Genomic DNA, 16,819 nt, shown 5'->3' on the forward strand with positions numbered 1-16,819 from the left:
GGATCTCGGCCCTCGCGCCACCCCTGAACAGCAAAACAGCTGCCTCCGACATTCGGTCGCTCGCCCACGCTACGAGCGACTGTTTCCACATGCAAGACGGCCTGTGGATAACTCTGTGGAGAGCGTGCGAACAAACTCGGAGTGTCTGTGCACAACGGGTGTGGATAACCCCGTGGAGGACCGGGAAACGAAACTTTTTTATGCTGCTTGAACTGGCTTTTATCATTTCCCCAGCCTGTGGATGGAAATCAGTTTAAATCGGGCATTGAAGGTTGCCCTCTGCGGGGATGGGATGTGTAGAACTTGGGGAAAGTCAAGCCGAGATTTCTCCGGGCGCGTCACACCCGGACATCCCCGGAAACGCGCGGAGAACCCTCTAGACACGACGTCCGTGCGCGAGTATCGTCAGCCCCAATCGACGCAACGGCGTCGACGTACGTTGCCTTCGGAGGGGGAGGTCGACGTGGACGCTCGGGCCACCCGACGCGGCATACCTGCCGCCGTCTTCTGGGGTGGCATCGGCGTGCTCGCCTGGGCGACGCTCACGGTTCTCCTCGCGGGCGGATCCGCGCACGCGGACGAACAGGACGGCCCGCTCGACGGACTCACCTCGCTCACCAGCGACACGGTATCGGCCGTCACGGCCCCCGTGACCCCGGTCGTCACGCAGGTCGTCGCGCCTGTGGTGACCCAGGTGGTCGCCCCGGTGCAGCAAGCGGTGCCCACCGTGGTCGCCACCGTCACGGCGCCGATCGTGAACGCACCCGTCGTCGGTCCGGCCGTCGCACCCGTCGTGCACGCCGCGACGGAGACCGCGACCGCAGTCGTCACCCCGGTCGCCGACGTGCTGACCGGCGCCCCTGTCTCGCAGATCACCGACCCGATCCTCGACACGGTCGCCGACATCCCGGTGGTCGGCGGGCTCGCGTCCGACCTCGGTCTGATCTCCGCTGTGGGAGATGTGGTCGGCGTGGTCGACGACACCACCGCCCTTCTCGGGAACGTCGCGGACCAGACGGTCCCCCCGGTACTCGAAGCCCTCGACCCGACGACGCCGGCGACGCCGCCGACGCCCGAGCCCGGCGATGGTTCCGGACAGATCACCGAGCCCGCGGCATCGACGGTCACCGGCCTGGTGACGGAGCGCACCGCGACGACGCCACCGGCCACACCGACGACGAACTCCGCGCCCGGATCTCCCCTTTCGGGCTCGCTCCCTGCGGTGGATCGCACCGCCCCGCGAGCCGTCGACCACAGCACCCCTGTGCCCTCGGGGCCTCCGCCCGGATCCCCGCAGGGCACCACCGTTCCCGCGTCTTCCTCTGCCGGTTCCGGCGGTGCGAACGGCGCCTCCCCTGCGCGCCTCAGCGACGCGAACTCTTCTCCGCTCCGTGCTGGTGAGCGGACATCCGGTGCTTCCGACGACGAGCTTCCCTCGTCGCCGGTCGCCGACACCGACGTCTCTCCTGACTGACGGACCGTCACGTCGTTCCCCCCCGGGAACGACAGATGCCGTGCTGCGCGCGCATGTGATCGCGCGCACCCATCAGACGATCCATCCAGTCAGGAGAACGATCATGCGTACATTCATCAAGCGAGCCCTGTGGGGCGCGCTCATCGCCGGGGGCATCACGCTCCTCGGCGCAACGGCCGCGAACGCGGCCGAGACGACCGGAGACGACGGGCTGCTCTCCGGCACCCAGGCGGAGACAGCTATCACCGCACCGATCTCGGTCGTGGACAACGCGATCTCGGTGCTGGGCGACGCCGTCTCGACCGCACCGGCTCCGGCACCGGCACCGGCACCTGTACCTGCCCCGGCGCCCGCACCCGCACCCGCACAGACGAGCGGTGACTCCGGCACGGCCTCCGGCACCCAGGCCGCTGTCACCGTGAACCTCCCCGTCACCGTGTCGAACAACGCCGTGAGCGTTCTCGCCACCTCGACGACCAGCGCCCCGGCCGCGACTCCCCCGAGCCCGGCTCCCCAGACCGGCACCCCGGCCGGGGCGCCTCTCGTGACCACGGACGGCCTGGACGGAGTGCTCTCGGGCACCCAGGCGCTGCTCGCGGTCAACGCGCCGATCACCGTCACGGGCAACGCCGTGTCGCTGGTCGGCGACACCGAGAGCACCGCTCCGACAGGACAGGGAGCCGCCGCACCGGCATCCTCCGCCCCGGCGGGCGCGACCACATCCGGTGACGACGGCGTCGGCAGCGGCACACAGGTCATCGCGCCGATCACGGCACCGGTCACGGTGTCGGGGAACGCGATCTCGCTGCTCGGCGACACGAGCTCGACGGGAACCGGCTCCGCCGCTCCCACCGGCTCGACCACTCCCGCCACCTCGGCGGCGACCTCGGGTGACGACGCGATCCTCGGCGGCACGCAGGCGACCGCGCCCGTCACGGCGCCGGTCACGGTGTCGGGGAACGCGATCTCCGTCATCGACGATGCCACCGTCACCCGCACCGGCACCGGTGGAGACACCACCGCACCGGCCGCCCCCGCCACCGGAGGCAACACCACCACCGGAACCGACAGCGTCCTCGGCGGCACCCAGATCACGGCCCCCGTCACCGCCCCCATCGGCGTGACCGGCAACGCGATCTCCGTCATCGACGACGCCACCGTCACCCGCACCGGCACCGGTGGAGACACCACCGCACCGGCCGCCCCCGCCACCGGAGGCGACACCACCACCGGAACCGACAGCGTCCTCGGCGGCACCCAGCTGGCTCTGCCGATCAGCCTTCCGATCACGGTGGGCGGAAACGCCATCTCCGTGATCGGCGAGGCGACGGTGACCGATCCCCGCACGGGAACGGACCCCGGCACGGATCCCGGAACGGATCCTGGCACGGATCCCGGCACCGATCCCGGCACCGACCCCGGCACCGACCCAGGAACCGACCCGGGAACCAACCCGGGAACGACGCCTGGGACGACTCCGGTCTCGACGGCCGGAGCCGCCGTCGCCTCGGGCGCGGCGACGACCGGTCAGGCGTCAGGGCTCGCGATGACCGGCGCTCCGTCGCCGGTCGGACTGCTCGCACTCGCCGCCGTCCTGCTCCTCCTCGGAAGCGCCGGACTCCTGCGACGTCGTCTCGTGACGGCGTAGTGAGGACGCCGGTGGTGCGGCCGTCCTCGGGGGAGGAGACCCGCACCGCCGGTGCGCCGCTGCGTCCACCCCACACGTCGACGGATTCGTAGCCCCCAGCTCACACCGTCGTTCGACGCCGGCGCAGAATGGACGGATGCCCCGTGGAAACCCCACCCACGGGGCATCCGTCGCGCCTGCGCACAGGCGTTCCACGAGGTCAGGGGATGTCGTCGACCTCGCCGTATGGGATGATCGCGGCCCGGTATCGCTCGACGAGTTCGCGCCATCCGAAGCCCTCGGTGTACTCGTGCTCGTAGACGGCTTCGGTGAAGTGCCACAGCAGATACGGATGCGCGCCCAGACCGTAGAGCGCGCCGTAGTCGCGGTTGACGAAGGCGGTGCGCTCCTCGGGGGTCAGCACCCGGTCGTCGGCGACCGCGTCGGGCCCCGCTCCCCCCACGAGCCACCCGTCGACGAACCCCTCGGTGTCGGCGACGTAGGCGTTCACGTTCGCGGTGCTCATCTCGACGGCGCGGATGAACTTGTTCATCATGTACCGGCTCACGATGCGGCCCTCCAGAGGAAGAACGGACTGGAGGCGAAGCGCGAGGTCGTGGCCTCCGCGAGTTCGGCCGGGCGCCCCTGCATGGCGGCGAGCGCGGCGACGATGTTCACGTACTGGTACGTGACGTTGCCGGCGGCCATGATGCGGTCGAACCGGCATCCGGCGATCGCCCCGTCGAGGTCGCCGTCACGCATCCACCCGACCGCCTCAGCGTCGAACTCCGGATCGGGCGAGCCGTTGAACGTGCGCGGGCCACCCACGTCGGTTGCCATGTGCCCCGAGGTGAGCAGGCCCACTCTGACGTCGCTGTCCCAGGACTCGACCGCGGTGCGCAGGTGGTGTCCGAGAGCGGCGAAGCGGGCGGCGGTCGGCAGCGGCGGGAGGATCGAGTTCGCGTGGATCGGCACGATCGGCAGGTCGAGCTCCGGACGCACGTATTGCAGTGGCAGCACGAAGCTGTGGTCGAGCCGCCACTCGTGCGATACCGAGAAGTCGATGGTCTCGGGCAGCACCTCGCGGCCGGTGATCTGCGTCGCCAGCTCCGGGTTGCCGGTCAGTTCGGCGTACTCCATGCCGAAGGTGCGCACCTCGTTCTCGTAGGTGCCGTGGTACGAGGCGGCTTTGCCGACGATGAAGGCAGGTGAGTTGTCGGAGAAGAACTGCCGCACGTGGTCGGTGCCGAGCACGATGAGAGTGTCGACCCCGGCATCCGAGATCGCCTCACGGATGCGACGGAAGTTCGCCTCGACCGTCACGAGATCGTCGGGCATCGGCTCGCGCATCGCCCGCCACAGCAGCGGGTTGTGCGGGGTCGCTGCGGCCATCACCAGTTCAGCCACGTTCGGCTCCTTCCTTCGCGCTCACAGTCGGAACAGCGTGCGTGCGTTGTCGAGCAGGATCTTCCGGCGCGACTCCTCCTTGAGCCCGAGCTCGTCGAACTCGGCCATCCAGCGGTCGGCGGTCATCACGGGCCAGTCCGACCCGAAGAGCACCCGGTCGGAGATCAGCGAATCGGCGTAGCGGACCACCTCGGGCGGAAGGTACTTCGGCGCCCACCCCGACAGGTCGAGGTACACGTTCGACTTGTGCCACACCATCGCCAGGTTCTCGAGGTGCCACGGCCATGCCGGGTGCGCGCTGATGATGTTCAGCTCGGGGAACTCTGCGGCCACGTCGTCGATGTACGGCACAGGGCGGGCGTTCTCGAGCCGATATCCGCCGCCACCGGGAGTACCCGCACCGGCGCCGGGGAACCCGGAGTGGAACATCACCACGAGCCCGAGTTCGGCGCAGGTCTCCCAGATCGGGAAGAAGCGACGGTCGTTGGCGAGGAACTTCTGCCGCGACGGGTTGAGCTCGCCGACGCCCTTGATGCCGTACTCGGCGTGCATCCGACGGATCTCGGCGACCGCGGCCTCGCCCTTCCACGGGTCGATGCCGGCGAAGGCGAGGAACGCATCGGGGTGGTCCTGCTGCGCCTTGCCGAGGAGGTCGTTCGGCGCACCCTTGATTCCGCTCGTGGTCTCCGAGTCGGAGTTCACGATCACGGCCATCATCTTGCGGTCGCGGTACTGATCGGCCTGCTCGGCGAACGACACCACCGGCCGCTCGCGCCCGAAGTGCGCCGACATCTGGGAGTGCCGCTGGCCCATCGCCGCGATGAACTCCTCGGTCTGCGGGTGGGTGTGGACGTCGATCGCGACGAGGTCGTCGATACCGGGCATCAGGCTGCCCCTTCCTTCGCTCGTGCGGGTTCGGATTCAGATTCGGTCCGCAGTCCCGTGATCTCCTCGGTGTCGGCGCCGAGCGCCGGCGCGTATCGCAGCTCGGGTCGACCGGACCGCTGGAACCGGATGCTGGGCACCGGGACGCGCAGCACGCCATCAGGCCCCTCGATCTCCTCGACCAGGCCCATGCTCGCGATCTGCGGATCGTCGAACAGGTCGCCCATCGTGTTCAGCGGACCGTGCGGGATGTCGTGCGCGGCGAGCCGGTTGAGCCAGTACTGCCGGGGTCGGGTGGCGGCGATCTCCTTGAGCACCACGTCGAGCTCGTCATAGTTGCGCACGCGCGCTTCCCGGGTCGAGAAGCGCGGGTCGTCGGCGAGATCGGGCCGCTCGAGCACGTCGAGCAGTCCGGTCCAGAACTTCTCCGGCACCGACATATGGATCACGAAGGCCTTGTCGTCGGACCCCCGGCAGGCGTAGGCCTGCGCGCGGCGCGGACGCGAGTCGGGCGATGAGACCTGTCCGGTCTCGAGGAACGCCGAAGCGGACTCGGTGAGGAAGTCGAGCAGGGCACCCACCATCGTGACCTCGACATGCTCGCCCACCCCGCTGACGTCACGGGCATGCAGAGCGGCGAGCACGGCCTGTACGGCCGACATCCCCGACAGCAGATCGGAGAACGCAGGCCCCAGCGGACGGATCGTGGAGGCCGGGACCACCTGGCTGTACATTCCCCCGGTCGCCGAGATCACGGTGTCGTAGGCAGGGCGCTTCGCGGCCGGCCCGGTGGGGCCGAAACCGGTGATCGAGCACGTGATCACCCGCGGGTTGCGTTCGTTCAGCGCATCGGGGCCGAACCCGAGCCGCTCGGCGACACCGGGGCGGAAGTTGTCCAGCACGATGTCGGCATCGTCGACCAGGCCGAACAGCGCAGCGAGCCCCTCGGCGCTCTTGAGGTCGAGCACGACCCCGCGCTTGCCCCGGTTGTAGGCGGCGAACTGGGGACTCATGGTCGCCCGCCCCTCCCATCGACGCATCGGGTCCCCCTCGGGCGACTCGACCTTGACGACGTCGGCGCCGAGGTCGGCGAGCAGCTTGGCCGCGAACGGACCCGAGATGTACTGGCCCAGCTCGACCACGCGGATCCCGGCCAGCGCACCCGCGCCGGGTGATGCGGAATTCGTCACTTCTGGTCTCCTCTTCGATACCGAGGGCGGTCAGCGCACATCGACGACGACCTTCCCGTCGCCCTTGCGGGGGAAATCGCGATACGCCGTGGCGATGTCGTCCAGCGCGTAGCGGCGGCCGACGAGCGAGGGCAGGGCCCCGGCGGCGGCGAGCGCGAGAGCCTCGGCCACATCGTCGTAGCGTGCGCTGGCCACACCCGACAGCCGCTTGCGACGCAGGTAGAAGTCGCGGGCGTCGATGCGCAGGTCGCTGTCGACGGATGCCGCGCAGAACACGGCCCGACCTCCCCACCGCAACGCCGAGATCCCGACGCTCAGGGTCGGAGCGTGGCCGGAGACATCGAGCACGACGTCGAACCCCTCTCCCCCGTCGAGAGCTGCCGCCAGTGCTGCGGCACCCGATGCCTGAACGACCTGCTCGTCTCCGAGCGGTGCGAGAGTACGGCGCGACGCGGCGACGACCTGGGCCCCGCGAGCGAGTGCGATGGCCACCGCCGCACGGCCGAGGGTGCCGCCCGCGCCGGTGACGAGCACCCTGTCGCCCGCGGCGAGCGCGACCGTGCGCACGGCGTTGATCACGATGGAGGCGCTGTGCACGACGGCGGTCGCCTGTGCCGCGTCGAGGCCGTGGCGGTCGATCGCGTTGCGGGAGGGGACGACGACGTACTCGGCCGCTCCCCCGTCGCGGTGCACGCCGACGACGGTCTGGTTCGGGCAATCGGCTTCATCGTCGGCCTCGCAGTAACCGCACAGCCCGCAGGGGATGTTGGGTTTCAGCACGACGGTCTGGCCGATCCGCTTCTGGTCGACATCCGTGCCGACCGCCACGATCTCGCCGGCAGGGTCGATGCCGAGGATGCGGGGCAGTTGCGCCTGCGCCCCCGGGCCGACACCGGCGATGACGTTGAGGTCGAGCTGGTTCACGCCGACCGTCTCGACGCGCACGAGCACTTCGCCGTCTCCGGGTGCCGGCACATCCGTCTCCGTGACGGTCAGCCCGTCCAGGTCATGACGGCTCAGCACGGCGGCACGCATCTTCACCTCTTCATCGCGGGAATCTGTTTGGGATACTGTATCCAATTTTCATCACAGTCGTCTAGACCCTGTTCGAGCACGATATCCCGCAAACCATGGACACCCGATTCCAAATTGGATACCGTATCCCAAAATCCGCGTGAGGCGCCCCACTCCACGGAGGAGTCGCACGCACTTGCCCGAATGGAGAGTCATGCGCACGACACGAAACAGACTCGGCATCGCCGTGGTCGGGGGCGCAGCAGCACTGACGCTGCTCGCCGCCTGCGCCTCGCCGACGCCGACACCGGAAGGACCCGTCGACCTCGGCGACGGCGAACCCGGAGCCGCGGAGGACACCAGCATCACGGTGGCCATCCCCTTCCCCGACATCACGATGTACTCGATGTTCGTCCTGGCGTCCGACCTCGGCTACTACGAAGACGAGGGCCTCACCGTCGAGGTCATCACCGCCGACAACGTCACGGCCGCCGTCGCCAGCGGCAGCGCCGACATCGGCGTCGAGTCGACCGGCACCGTGATCGACGCCATCCGCGGCGGTGTCGAGATCGATCTGGTCTCCGGGCACTACTGCCGGCAGAACTTCGACTTCGCGGTGCAGTCCGATGTGAAGAGCGTCGACGACCTCGACGGCACGTCGATCGTGCTGGCCGGCACTCCCGGCGACCCCGCCGAGTTCCAGCGCGCCCAGGTGCTGAAAGAGGAGGGCTGGGACGTCGCATCCGTAAACACCGAGGTCGTCTACCCGGGCCCCGGATCGGAGTCGTGGACGGAGTTCTTCGTCAACGACAAGATCAGCTTGCAGCCGTTCTACGCCGACGACAGGGCAGCCCTCGAAGCACACGGCGCGAACATCGTCGTCGAGTCGCTGCGCAACTGGGCGAACGACGTGCAGATCGCCGGCACGAAGTGGGCGCAGGAGAATCCGAACACCCTCGTACGGTTCCTGCGGGCCACGCTGAAGGGCACCGACTTCATGACGGCGCCCGCACCCGGCGAGTTCCCCGAGAACGCGGAGGAGGCGCTGGACATCTACGAGGCCAACGACTTCGACGTCGCGGAACTGCGCGATTCGGACAGCGTCTGGATCCTCGACGGACACCTCGCCTGCCCGAACCTGTACTTCGACGGCGAGGCGTGGGACACCACCATCGAGACGCAGAAGCTCGAGCCGCTGGAGTTCGACGACGAGCAGCTCGTCTACCTCCGCAAGGCGCAGGAGCTGCTGGGCCTCGACAACGAGGGACCGGCCACGCTGACCTACCCGTGAGTCGCTGACCCGCACGAAAGGCCCCACCGTTGCGCATGGCGGTGGGGCCTCTTCGTCTGTTCAGGCTGCGAGATCTACCGCTGAGCGAAGAGCCCTCTGACTCCGGCGGGGTAGAGGGGCAGCGCCTCGGCGTCGTCATCGAAACTGCGCCAGACGACGGGTACGACTGCTCCGTCACTCTCCGTGAGGGTCGCGCCCTCCGCCGCAGGTTCCGGGTCGAGCCGGCCGGTGTACACGAACACGATCTCGTGCCCGACTTCGCCATCGATCCGGAAGATGTTCTCCACCACCCCGAGGTAGCTCAGATCCTGGATCGTCGCCGACAGCTCCTCGCGCACCTCGCGTCGGACCGCATCGACATGGGCCTCGCCGAGCTCGACACTGCCGCCGATGAGCCGGTGATACCCGCCTGGATTCTCTGCGGTCCCGGCATTGACGCTGACCGCATGCGCGGTTCCCTGCTCGTTCGGCGCGACGAGCATCGCCTTGACCCGGATGTGGCTTCGATCGATCGACACCCGGCCACGCTACGCCAGCCGGTTTCGAATCGCGCAAGTGGCCGTACTTCGACGGCGAATGGAGCCAGTTGCGCAATTCGAAACGGGGGAAGACAGACCCGACCCCCGTCGCGCATGAGACGGGGGTCGGGAGTCTGCGTCGGTGCCGGTCAGCCGACGATCTTGCGCTCGTCGTACCAGGGCGCGAGCCGGCGCCGGAGGATCGAGATGAGCAGCAGCGTGAGGTTGGCGATGATGACCATCACCACGACCATCGCGATGGCCTCGTCCATCCGGAACTGGTACGCCGCGAACTCGAGCAGGTGACCGAGGCCGCCGGTGCCGCCGAGGAATTCGCCGAGCACCTCGCCCGTGAAGCCGAGGGCCGCACCGCGCTGGATGCCGGAGAGGCTGTAGGGCAGCGTGGCAGGGAAGATCACCTTCCAGCCGAGGCCGATCCCCTTCGCGCCGTAGACCCGCGCCGCGTTGACGAGCGAGGGGTTCACGGTGACGGCGCCCTCCATCGTGTTCAGCAGGATCGGGAACACCGCCAGCAGGATCACGAGGGCGATCTTCGACTCGCTGCCGAGGCCCAGGCCGAGGATGAACAGCGGGGCGAGCGCGACCTTGGGCGTGGAGTACAGCACCCACAGGAACGGGGCGACCATGAAGCGCAGCACCGGCGACCAGCCGACCGCGAGCCCCACGACCACACCGACGATGATCGCGATCGCGAGGCCGATCAGCAGGTTGGTGACGCTGAACGCGAAAGCGCTCCAGAACTCGGGGTCGACCATGAGCTGGCCGAACGCCACGGCCACCGCGGTCGGTGCGGGCAGGAAGGCCGCCGGTATCCAGTGGAACCAGCTGACGGCCGCCTCCCACAGGAGCAGCACTGCGGCGATCACCCCGATCAGGAGCAGGGTCCACTTTCCCTCGCCGGAGCGCACCACACGCCGCGGCCGCACGATGCGGACGGTTCCGGTTGCCGAGACGACGCTCATCGCGTGCCCTTCCTCGTCCACGGCGCGACCCCGCGTTCGATGGCCGTGACCACCTGGGTCATGCCGACGCTCCACAGCACGACGACGGCGATCGCGGCGAACGCCTGGTCGGTCTGATACGTGTTCGAGGCGCGGATGATGAGCGCGCCCATGCCGCTCGACGAGCCCGCGAGCTCGGCCACGACCATGCCGATCGTGGCGAGGACGACCGCTTGCCGCAGCCCCGCGAACAGGAACGGGATCGTCGACGGCAGGTACACCGAGCGATACAGCCGCATCCGCCCTGCCCCGTACACGCGGGCGGCGCGGATGATCGACGGGTTCGTGGTGCGCATGCCCGCGGCGACGTTGAGCAGGATCGGGAAGATCGCGCTGATCGTCACGAGGAAGATCACCGGACCGATGCCGAAGCCGAACCACGCCTTCGCGAGCGGCTGATAGGCGATCGACGGCGTGGCGTAGATCGTCCACGCGATCGGACCGATCACTCGGTCGACGGGAAGCGATGTTCCCATCAGGAGCCCGACCGGGATGCCGACGACCACCGCGAGCGCGAAACCGGTCAGCCACGCCTGCACCGAGATGCCGGCGTTGGCGGCGAGCGATCCGTTCGCCACGATCTCGCCGAAGCCCTGCGCGATGGCCAGGGGCGGCGGCAGGAAGACCGGACTGATCCAGCCGAACACCCCGACGACCAGCTGCCAGAGCACGAGGAGGACGACGACCTCGATCGCGATGACCGCCGCCTTGCCCCGGGCGCTCAGCCCCGCGAGCCAGGCGGCGACTCCACCCCGACCGAGGTTCGGCCCGGTGGCGAGCAGCGCGGTCATTTCGACACCGCCGCTGCCGTGGCCTCACCCTCCAGCGCCTCCCAGAGGTGGTCGCGGAGTTCGAGGAAGCGCGGATCGTGCTGCACCGACCGTTCCGAGCGCGGGCGCGGGATGCCGGTCGTGATGATCTCCTTGATCGCACCGGGGTGGCTCTTGAAGACGACGATGCGGTCACCGAGGAGGATGGCCTCCTCGATCGAGTGCGTGATGAAGAGCACGGTCTTGCCCGTCGCCTCGATGAGCTTCTCGATCTCGTCGCGCATCACCTCGCGGGTGAGGGCGTCGACGGCACCGAGCGGCTCGTCCATCAACAGGATGCGCGGTTCCGCGACGAACGCGCGGGCGAGCCCGACGCGCTGCTGCATGCCGCCGGAGAGCTCACGGGGGTACGACGACTCGAAGCCCGCGAGCCCCACCATCTCGATGGCCTCCTGCACCTTCGCCCGCCAGTCGGCGGTGCGCAGGCCCTTCTGCATCTCGAGTCCGAACTTCACGTTGTCGAACACGGTGCGCCAGGGCAGCAGGGCGTAGTCCTGGAAGACAACGGCCCGGTCGGGACCAGGGCCGTCGACCTGCTTCCCATCGACGAGGACGGCCCCGGTGCTCGGCGCGACGAGGCCGGCGATGACGTTCATGAACGTCGTCTTTCCGCACCCCGACGGGCCGAGCACCGTGATGAACTCACCTTCGAACACGTCGAGGTCGACGTCTTCGATGGCTATCAGCTTCTTTCCCGTCCGCGCGACGTCGTAGCTCACCGAGAGCCCGGTGATCGAGATCAGCGGATCCGCCGAGTCCCGTGCGGTGTCATTCACGTCAGTCATCGTCGACCTCTCGTCTCATCGCCGCGCGTCGGTGCGCGACTTATCGCAGCTTCGGAAGCACCTCGGTGCCGAGGAGTTCGATCTGCTCGAAGAACCGATCGAACTTGAAGCGGAAGTCGAACACCAGGTGCTCGGTGCCGACCTCCTCGAACCGCTTGATCTGCTCGACCGCCTCGTCGGGGCTGCCGACGATGAGCTGTCCTTCGAGGTCTTCGACCGTCTCGAAGCTGCCGGACGGCGGCTTCACCGCGAACTTGGCCTTGTTCGCCCAGGCGAGAAGGCCCGGGATGTTCACGTGCTTGAGCGCCTCTTCGCGGGTGTCCTCGATCGACGTGGGCGGGATGACGGCGATGGTCGGCATCGGGCGGCCGTTCTCGTCCGTCATCTCACGCATGGTCTTGATGCGCTTCTCCATGGTGAGCAGGCCCGTGCGTCCCGGCATCCACCCGTCGGCGAACTCCGCCGCGAGACGGGCCGAACGCGGGGTCGCGCCGCAGTACCAGAACGGGATGCGTCCTCCCACGGGCTTGGGCTCGATCGTGACGTTCTCGAATGTGAAGATGCCGTCGTCGTAGGTGACGTCGTTCTCGGTGAAGACGCGGCGCAGGATCTCGGCGTTCGAGCGCACCATCTCGACGCGGTCGAGGTCGCCCCAGCCGATCGCGTCGAACTCGTGATCGAACGTTCCGGCACCGAAGCCGAGGATCAGGCGCGGGCCGAGCAGCTGGGTCATCGTGCCGGCCATGAGAGCGGTGACGAGCGGGTGCCGGAACGGGATGAGCGATCCGGTACCGAGCTCGATCTTGTCGGTGACGGCACCGATGGCAGTGAGCGTCGTCAGCGCGTCGTAGAACGTGCGGTTCGGCTTCTCCATCTCGCCGTGCGGCTCGAACACCAGGTGATCGCGCACCCAGACGGAGTCGAATCCGAAGCTCTCGGCGAGCTTCGATCCCTCCAGGAGCTTCTCCTTGCTCGCCTCCTCGCCGAAGTGCGGCAGCAGCAGTCCGAATTTCATGTCAGTTCCTCTCCAGCGGCGAACGCCGCCCTGTCTTCCGCCGATGCGGCGAGCTTTCCGAATGTGCGGTCGCCGACGACCTCGTCGCCGACGTAGACGTCGACACCGCGCACGAGCGTGCGCTGGATGCGGGCGCTGATGGTGCGCCCGTCGTAGGGGGTCCAGCCGATCTTCGACAGCACGCCGTCGTTCGTGATCGTCCACTCGTCGGCCAGGTCGGCGATGACGATGTCGGCATCCGCCCCGATCGTGAGCGATCCCTTCACACCCTCCAGGCCGAACTTGGCGGCGGGGATGTGGGCGACCATGTCGATCGCGCGCTGCAGGTCGAGCTCGCCCTTGTTGACCGCGTCGAGCATGAGCTCGTAGTAGTACTGGATGCCGGGAGTGCCGGTGTGCGAACTCCACATCTGCGTCCACCCGACCTCCTTCTCCTCGCGCGTGTGCGGGGCGTGGTCGCTGGCGGCGATGTCGATCGTGCCGTCGCGCATGCCCTCCCAGACGGCCGCGCGGTTGTCGTCGGGCACCCAGTAGCTGAGCGCGTACGGGCCGAGGGTCTCGACGTCGTTCCAGGTCGACAGGAACGGCGCCCAGTGGTTGACCTCGCAGGTCACGTCGATGCCGTTCTGCTTGGCGCGCCGAACGGCCTCGATCGAGCGTCGGGTCTGGATGTGCGCGATGTGCACGGGACAGCCGGAGGCCTCGGCGAGACGCAGCACGACGTCGATGGCCGTGTCCCAGATCACACCCTCGCGCGCGGCGTAGGCGGAGGCGTAGCCCTCGGGGGTGTTCTCACCGCGGGCGAGGTAGGCGCCCTCGATGTAATCCATGAGCGCCTGGTCGTGCGGGTGCACGATGAAGCGCTTGCCGGTCTGGGCGATGTGATCCATGATCTCGAGCAGGTGGCCGTGGTTGTGGATGCCGGTGCCGGAGGGGTGCGGGTAGTCGCGGCCCGTGTCGACGACCATGTAGATCTTGTACGCCCGGATGCCCATCTCGCTCATGCCGGCGATCTCATCGAACTTCGTCGGCGCGGGGTTGTGGTTCCAGTCGACGATCGACGACTCCTCGTACCGGTGGAACACGTCGGTCAACGTGGCGACGTCGGTGGTCGGCGGCTTGAGGTTGGGCATCCCGAACATCGTGGTGACGCCACCGGCCGCGGCCTGCAGGCTCGTCGTGTAGATGTCGTCCTTGTGCTCGTAGCCGGGCTCGCGGGTGTGCACGTGCACGTCGACCATGCCGGGAAGCACGAGCTTGCCCGCGGCGTCGATCGTGCGCGCGGCCGCGACGTCGGTACCGGCCGCGACCATGCCGGCGACCTTGCCGTCGGCGACGAGCAGGTCGGCCAGGACCGGCCCTGCGGGGGTGACGACGGTGCCGCCGGTGATCTTCAGATCCACGCTCATCGCGCGACCTCCTCTTTGCTGTCGGACTGTGTCTGCACGGTTTCGGTGGTGATGGATTCGCCGATCGCGGGCGACGGCGAAGACCGGTGGATGAGGTGCGCCGGGCGCACGTACCGGTCGAACCAGCCCACGATCACCGGGGTGGTCTGCTCCCAGTACGCGTCGTAGGCGGCGTAGTGGGTGGTGTGCCGCTGCATGATGAGCTGCTTCGGTCCGCGTGCCGCCTCGTAAAGCGCCTCGGCGTGGTCGGTCGGGGTGGTGGCGTCGCCTTCGACGCCGATCACGAGCAGCGGTGTGGTCAGGCGGCCGGCCGCGTCGATCGGCCGGTACGCGATGATGCCCTCGGCGCACGCGAGCGGCACGGCTGTCGGGATGCGGTCGTCGACGTCGGCCTTGATCTTCGTCGCCCGACGCTCGGCCGTGGGGATCATGATCTCCTCACGGGGGTGCACGATCCGCCCCTCCCCCGTGGCGACGCGCTGGCGGCGGTCCTCTTCGAGGGACTTCTGGAAGTCGAGCCACTCGTACTCGCTGCGCATGCGGTGCAGCCAGTCCTCGCCGTCGGCGACCGGCACCTGGCTGACCGCGGCCTTGATGCGCGGGTCGGCGTCGGCGAGGAGCACGGCGTTGCCGCCCCCGGTGCCGCCGGTGCCGAAGACCCCGATCGCGTCGGCGATCACGTCGTCGCGGGTGGTGAGGTAGGTCACGGCGTTCACCAGGTCCTGCAGCTGCCAGGCCGGCGAGAGGTATCCGCGGTCGCCTTCGGAGTCGCCGAAGCCGCGGTAGTCGATCACGAGCACGGCGAAGCCGGCATCGACCAGCGCCTCGTGGTAGCGCACGTAGAGCTTGGCGTCCTTCAGTCCGAGCCAACCGGGCCCCTGCACGATCGCGCGGTACGGACCCTGATGATCGGGGGTGCGCCACACGGCGGAGATGCGCTGACCCTCGCTGAAGTACGAGACGGGTGTGGTCTGCATGGATTCCTCTCGGCTGAACGCGGCGTCGCGATCGGCGATGTGCGCCGCTGCGGTGGGGCGTTCTCCATCCTCGTCGATTTTGGATCCAGAATCCAGTATTGATTTGGATCCAGTATCCGCGCTAGCATGACCGCATCGCGTCGGTCCGATTGGCCGATGCCGGTGGTCCCGACCTGGACTGCGAACGTGCTCTGTCTTGCGCCCTTCCCGTCCTCGTCTTCCGGAGAACCATGCCTGCCACCGCCCGCGCCCTCGGCGCCCTCCCCACCCTCGCCCTGCTCGTCGCCGCCGGACTCAGCGGCTGCGCCGGCGCGCCGGCGTCATCGGCCGAAGCGCCCGACGCCGAAACCCCCAGCACCGAGCCGATCGTGCTCGACAACTGCGGCACCGAGGTCTCGCTCGGCGCCACGCCGCAACGCATCCTCACCGTGAAGTCGTCGACTCTCGAACTCGCGCTGGCCCTCGGCGCCGGGGATCGGATCATCGGCTCCGCCTTCTCCGACGGCCCGCTGCCTGACGATCTCGCGGCGGATGCCGAGGACATCCCGGTCGTCTCCGACAAGGTGCCGTCGAAGGAGGCCGTGCTCGACCTCGAGCCCGACCTGGTGTTCGCCGGATGGGAGTCGAACTTCTCGGTCGACGGCGCCGGTGAGCGAGCCGACCTGCAGAATCTCGGCATCACCACCTACGTCACCCCCGCGGCCTGCAAGGCTCCGGGCTACATGCCCGACCCGCTCACGTTCGACGCGGTCTTCGATGGCTTCGCGGAGGCCGGCCAACTGCTCGGCGAGACGGAGGCGGCGAGCGCGCTGATCGCCGAGCAGCGCGCAGAGCTCGACGCGATCACCCCCGACGACCGTGGCCTCACGGCGCTCTGGTACTCGTCCGGCACCGACCAGCCCTTCGTGGGCGCCGGCATCGGCGCGCCGGAGATGATCATGTCGGCCGCCGGGCTCGAGAACGTCTTCGCCGACGTGCACGACACCTGGACGTCGAGCTCGTGGGAGCTGATCGCCGAGGCCGACCCCGACGTGATCGTGCTGGTGGACGCCGCCTGGAACACCGCCGCGTCGAAGATCGCGCTGCTCACCTCGAACCCGGTCACCGCACAGCTCGACGCGGTGCGGAACGAGCGGTACGTGCTGGTCGACTTCCCGGCGACCGAGGCGGGCATCCGCAACGTGAAGGCCGTGGAATCGATCGTGACGCAGCTCGGAGAGCAATGAGCGTCACGGTTCCGCTGCGCACGGCGCTCCCTGTCACGGCGGCATCCGCCCCCCACCCCCGGGGACGTACCGTCTCGGCGATCACGGTGCTGCTGCTCGCCCTGGCGGGATCGGTGGTCGCCGCGGTCGCGATCGGGCCGGCCGACGTC

General features: G+C 68.7%; 16 protein-coding genes. 4 read left to right on the plus strand and 12 right to left on the minus strand.

Going from position 1 to position 16,819, the window contains the following annotated elements:
• The first annotated feature begins 463 nt into the window (after positions 1–463).
• Together B2869_RS18065 and B2869_RS18070 are read left to right on the plus strand one after the other, a co-directional pair.
• Positions 464–1,474, plus strand: a complete 1,011-nt coding sequence (locus B2869_RS18065; RefSeq protein WP_292769574.1) for a hypothetical protein — start codon at positions 464–466, stop codon at positions 1,472–1,474.
• Positions 1,475–1,577: 103 nt separating this feature from the next.
• Entirely contained in the window at positions 1,578–3,122 is a 1,545-nt protein-coding gene (locus B2869_RS18070; protein ID WP_292769577.1) for a chaplin family protein, read from the plus strand.
• 199 nt (positions 3,123–3,321) lie between these two features.
• Here the strand turns inward: B2869_RS18070 and B2869_RS18075 are convergent, their stop codons facing one another.
• Genes B2869_RS18075 through B2869_RS18095 form a run of 5 tightly spaced genes read right to left on the minus strand, consistent with a single transcriptional unit; the run spans position 3,322 to position 7,618 of the window.
• Positions 3,322–3,669: a hypothetical protein gene (locus B2869_RS18075; RefSeq protein WP_292769580.1), complete on the minus strand. Its 348-nt coding sequence runs from the start codon at positions 3,667–3,669 to the stop codon at positions 3,322–3,324.
• Positions 3,666–4,508, minus strand: a complete 843-nt coding sequence (locus B2869_RS18080; RefSeq protein ID WP_051668215.1) for a hypothetical protein — start codon at positions 4,506–4,508, stop codon at positions 3,666–3,668. The genes B2869_RS18075 and B2869_RS18080 overlap by 4 nt, the downstream gene beginning before the upstream one ends.
• Positions 4,509–4,529: 21 nt before the next feature.
• Positions 4,530–5,393, minus strand: a complete 864-nt coding sequence (locus B2869_RS18085) for an amidohydrolase family protein (RefSeq protein ID WP_292769585.1) — start codon at positions 5,391–5,393, stop codon at positions 4,530–4,532.
• Entirely contained in the window at positions 5,393–6,583 is a 1,191-nt protein-coding gene (locus B2869_RS18090) for a CaiB/BaiF CoA transferase family protein (RefSeq protein WP_292769587.1), read from the minus strand. The genes B2869_RS18085 and B2869_RS18090 overlap by 1 nt, the downstream gene beginning before the upstream one ends.
• Before the next feature lie 30 nt (positions 6,584–6,613).
• A complete protein-coding gene (locus B2869_RS18095) occupies positions 6,614–7,618 on the minus strand; it encodes an alcohol dehydrogenase catalytic domain-containing protein (protein WP_292769590.1) in 1,005 nt (334 codons plus the stop codon).
• Positions 7,619–7,811: 193 nt separating this feature from the next.
• Between B2869_RS18095 and B2869_RS18100 the strand changes: the two genes are divergently transcribed.
• Entirely contained in the window at positions 7,812–8,888 is a 1,077-nt protein-coding gene (locus B2869_RS18100; protein WP_136024766.1) for an ABC transporter substrate-binding protein, read from the plus strand.
• A gap of 74 nt (positions 8,889–8,962) precedes the next feature.
• Here the strand turns inward: B2869_RS18100 and B2869_RS18105 are convergent, their stop codons facing one another.
• The 7 genes from B2869_RS18105 to B2869_RS18135 form a co-directional block, all read right to left on the minus strand.
• A complete protein-coding gene (locus B2869_RS18105; RefSeq protein WP_292769592.1) occupies positions 8,963–9,406 on the minus strand; it encodes an NUDIX domain-containing protein in 444 nt (147 codons plus the stop codon).
• A gap of 149 nt (positions 9,407–9,555) precedes the next feature.
• Entirely contained in the window at positions 9,556–10,389 is an 834-nt protein-coding gene (locus B2869_RS18110; protein WP_292769594.1) for an ABC transporter permease, read from the minus strand.
• Entirely contained in the window at positions 10,386–11,219 is an 834-nt protein-coding gene (locus tag B2869_RS18115) for an ABC transporter permease (RefSeq protein ID WP_292769597.1), read from the minus strand. Before B2869_RS18115 ends, B2869_RS18110 begins: the two co-directional genes overlap by 4 nt.
• Positions 11,216–12,043, minus strand: coding sequence for an ABC transporter ATP-binding protein (locus B2869_RS18120; RefSeq protein WP_292769600.1), 828 nt, complete (start codon positions 12,041–12,043; stop codon positions 11,216–11,218). Before B2869_RS18120 ends, B2869_RS18115 begins: the two co-directional genes overlap by 4 nt.
• Positions 12,044–12,083: 40 nt before the next feature.
• The gene (locus B2869_RS18125; protein ID WP_021201484.1) at positions 12,084–13,058 is read right to left on the minus strand and encodes an LLM class flavin-dependent oxidoreductase; all 975 of its coding nucleotides are present in this window, start codon (positions 13,056–13,058) and stop codon (positions 12,084–12,086) included.
• Positions 13,055–14,467, minus strand: a complete 1,413-nt coding sequence (locus B2869_RS18130; protein ID WP_029268024.1) for a dihydroorotase — start codon at positions 14,465–14,467, stop codon at positions 13,055–13,057. The genes B2869_RS18125 and B2869_RS18130 overlap by 4 nt, the downstream gene beginning before the upstream one ends.
• The gene (locus tag B2869_RS18135; RefSeq protein WP_167255053.1) at positions 14,464–15,444 is read right to left on the minus strand and encodes an alpha/beta hydrolase; all 981 of its coding nucleotides are present in this window, start codon (positions 15,442–15,444) and stop codon (positions 14,464–14,466) included. Before B2869_RS18135 ends, B2869_RS18130 begins: the two co-directional genes overlap by 4 nt.
• Positions 15,445–15,674: 230 nt before the next feature.
• On the opposite strand from B2869_RS18135, the gene B2869_RS18140 reads away from it, so the two are divergent.
• A complete protein-coding gene (locus B2869_RS18140) occupies positions 15,675–16,670 on the plus strand; it encodes a putative F420-0 ABC transporter substrate-binding protein (RefSeq protein ID WP_292769606.1) in 996 nt (331 codons plus the stop codon).
• The last annotated feature ends 149 nt before the right edge of the window (positions 16,671–16,819 follow it).

It is taken from the genome of Microbacterium sp. UBA3486 (assembly GCF_002377845.1).
GTDB classification, from domain to species: Bacteria; Actinomycetota; Actinomycetes; order Actinomycetales; family Microbacteriaceae; genus Microbacterium; species Microbacterium maritypicum_A.

Bases quoted from the DNA above. Each gene is read 5' to 3' on its own strand.
- B2869_RS18100 (WP_136024766.1), top strand. From the start codon at position 7,812: ATGCGCACGACACGAAACAGACTCGGCATCGCCGTGGTCGGGGGCGCA.
- B2869_RS18115 (WP_292769597.1), bottom strand. From the start codon at position 11,219: ATGACCGCGCTGCTCGCCACCGGGCCGAACCTCGGTCGGGGTGGAGTC.
- B2869_RS18130 (WP_029268024.1), bottom strand. From the start codon at position 14,467: ATGAGCGTGGATCTGAAGATCACCGGCGGCACCGTCGTCACCCCCGCA.
- B2869_RS18140 (WP_292769606.1), top strand. From the start codon at position 15,675: ATGCCTGCCACCGCCCGCGCCCTCGGCGCCCTCCCCACCCTCGCCCTG.
- B2869_RS18125 (WP_021201484.1), bottom strand. From the start codon at position 13,058: ATGAAATTCGGACTGCTGCTGCCGCACTTCGGCGAGGAGGCGAGCAAG.
- B2869_RS18120 (WP_292769600.1), bottom strand. From the start codon at position 12,043: ATGACTGACGTGAATGACACCGCACGGGACTCGGCGGATCCGCTGATC.
- B2869_RS18110 (WP_292769594.1), bottom strand. From the start codon at position 10,389: ATGAGCGTCGTCTCGGCAACCGGAACCGTCCGCATCGTGCGGCCGCGG.
- B2869_RS18070 (WP_292769577.1), top strand. From the start codon at position 1,578: ATGCGTACATTCATCAAGCGAGCCCTGTGGGGCGCGCTCATCGCCGGG.
- B2869_RS18095 (WP_292769590.1), bottom strand. From the start codon at position 7,618: ATGCGTGCCGCCGTGCTGAGCCGTCATGACCTGGACGGGCTGACCGTC.
- B2869_RS18135 (WP_167255053.1), bottom strand. From the start codon at position 15,444: ATGCAGACCACACCCGTCTCGTACTTCAGCGAGGGTCAGCGCATCTCC.
- B2869_RS18085 (WP_292769585.1), bottom strand. From the start codon at position 5,393: ATGCCCGGTATCGACGACCTCGTCGCGATCGACGTCCACACCCACCCG.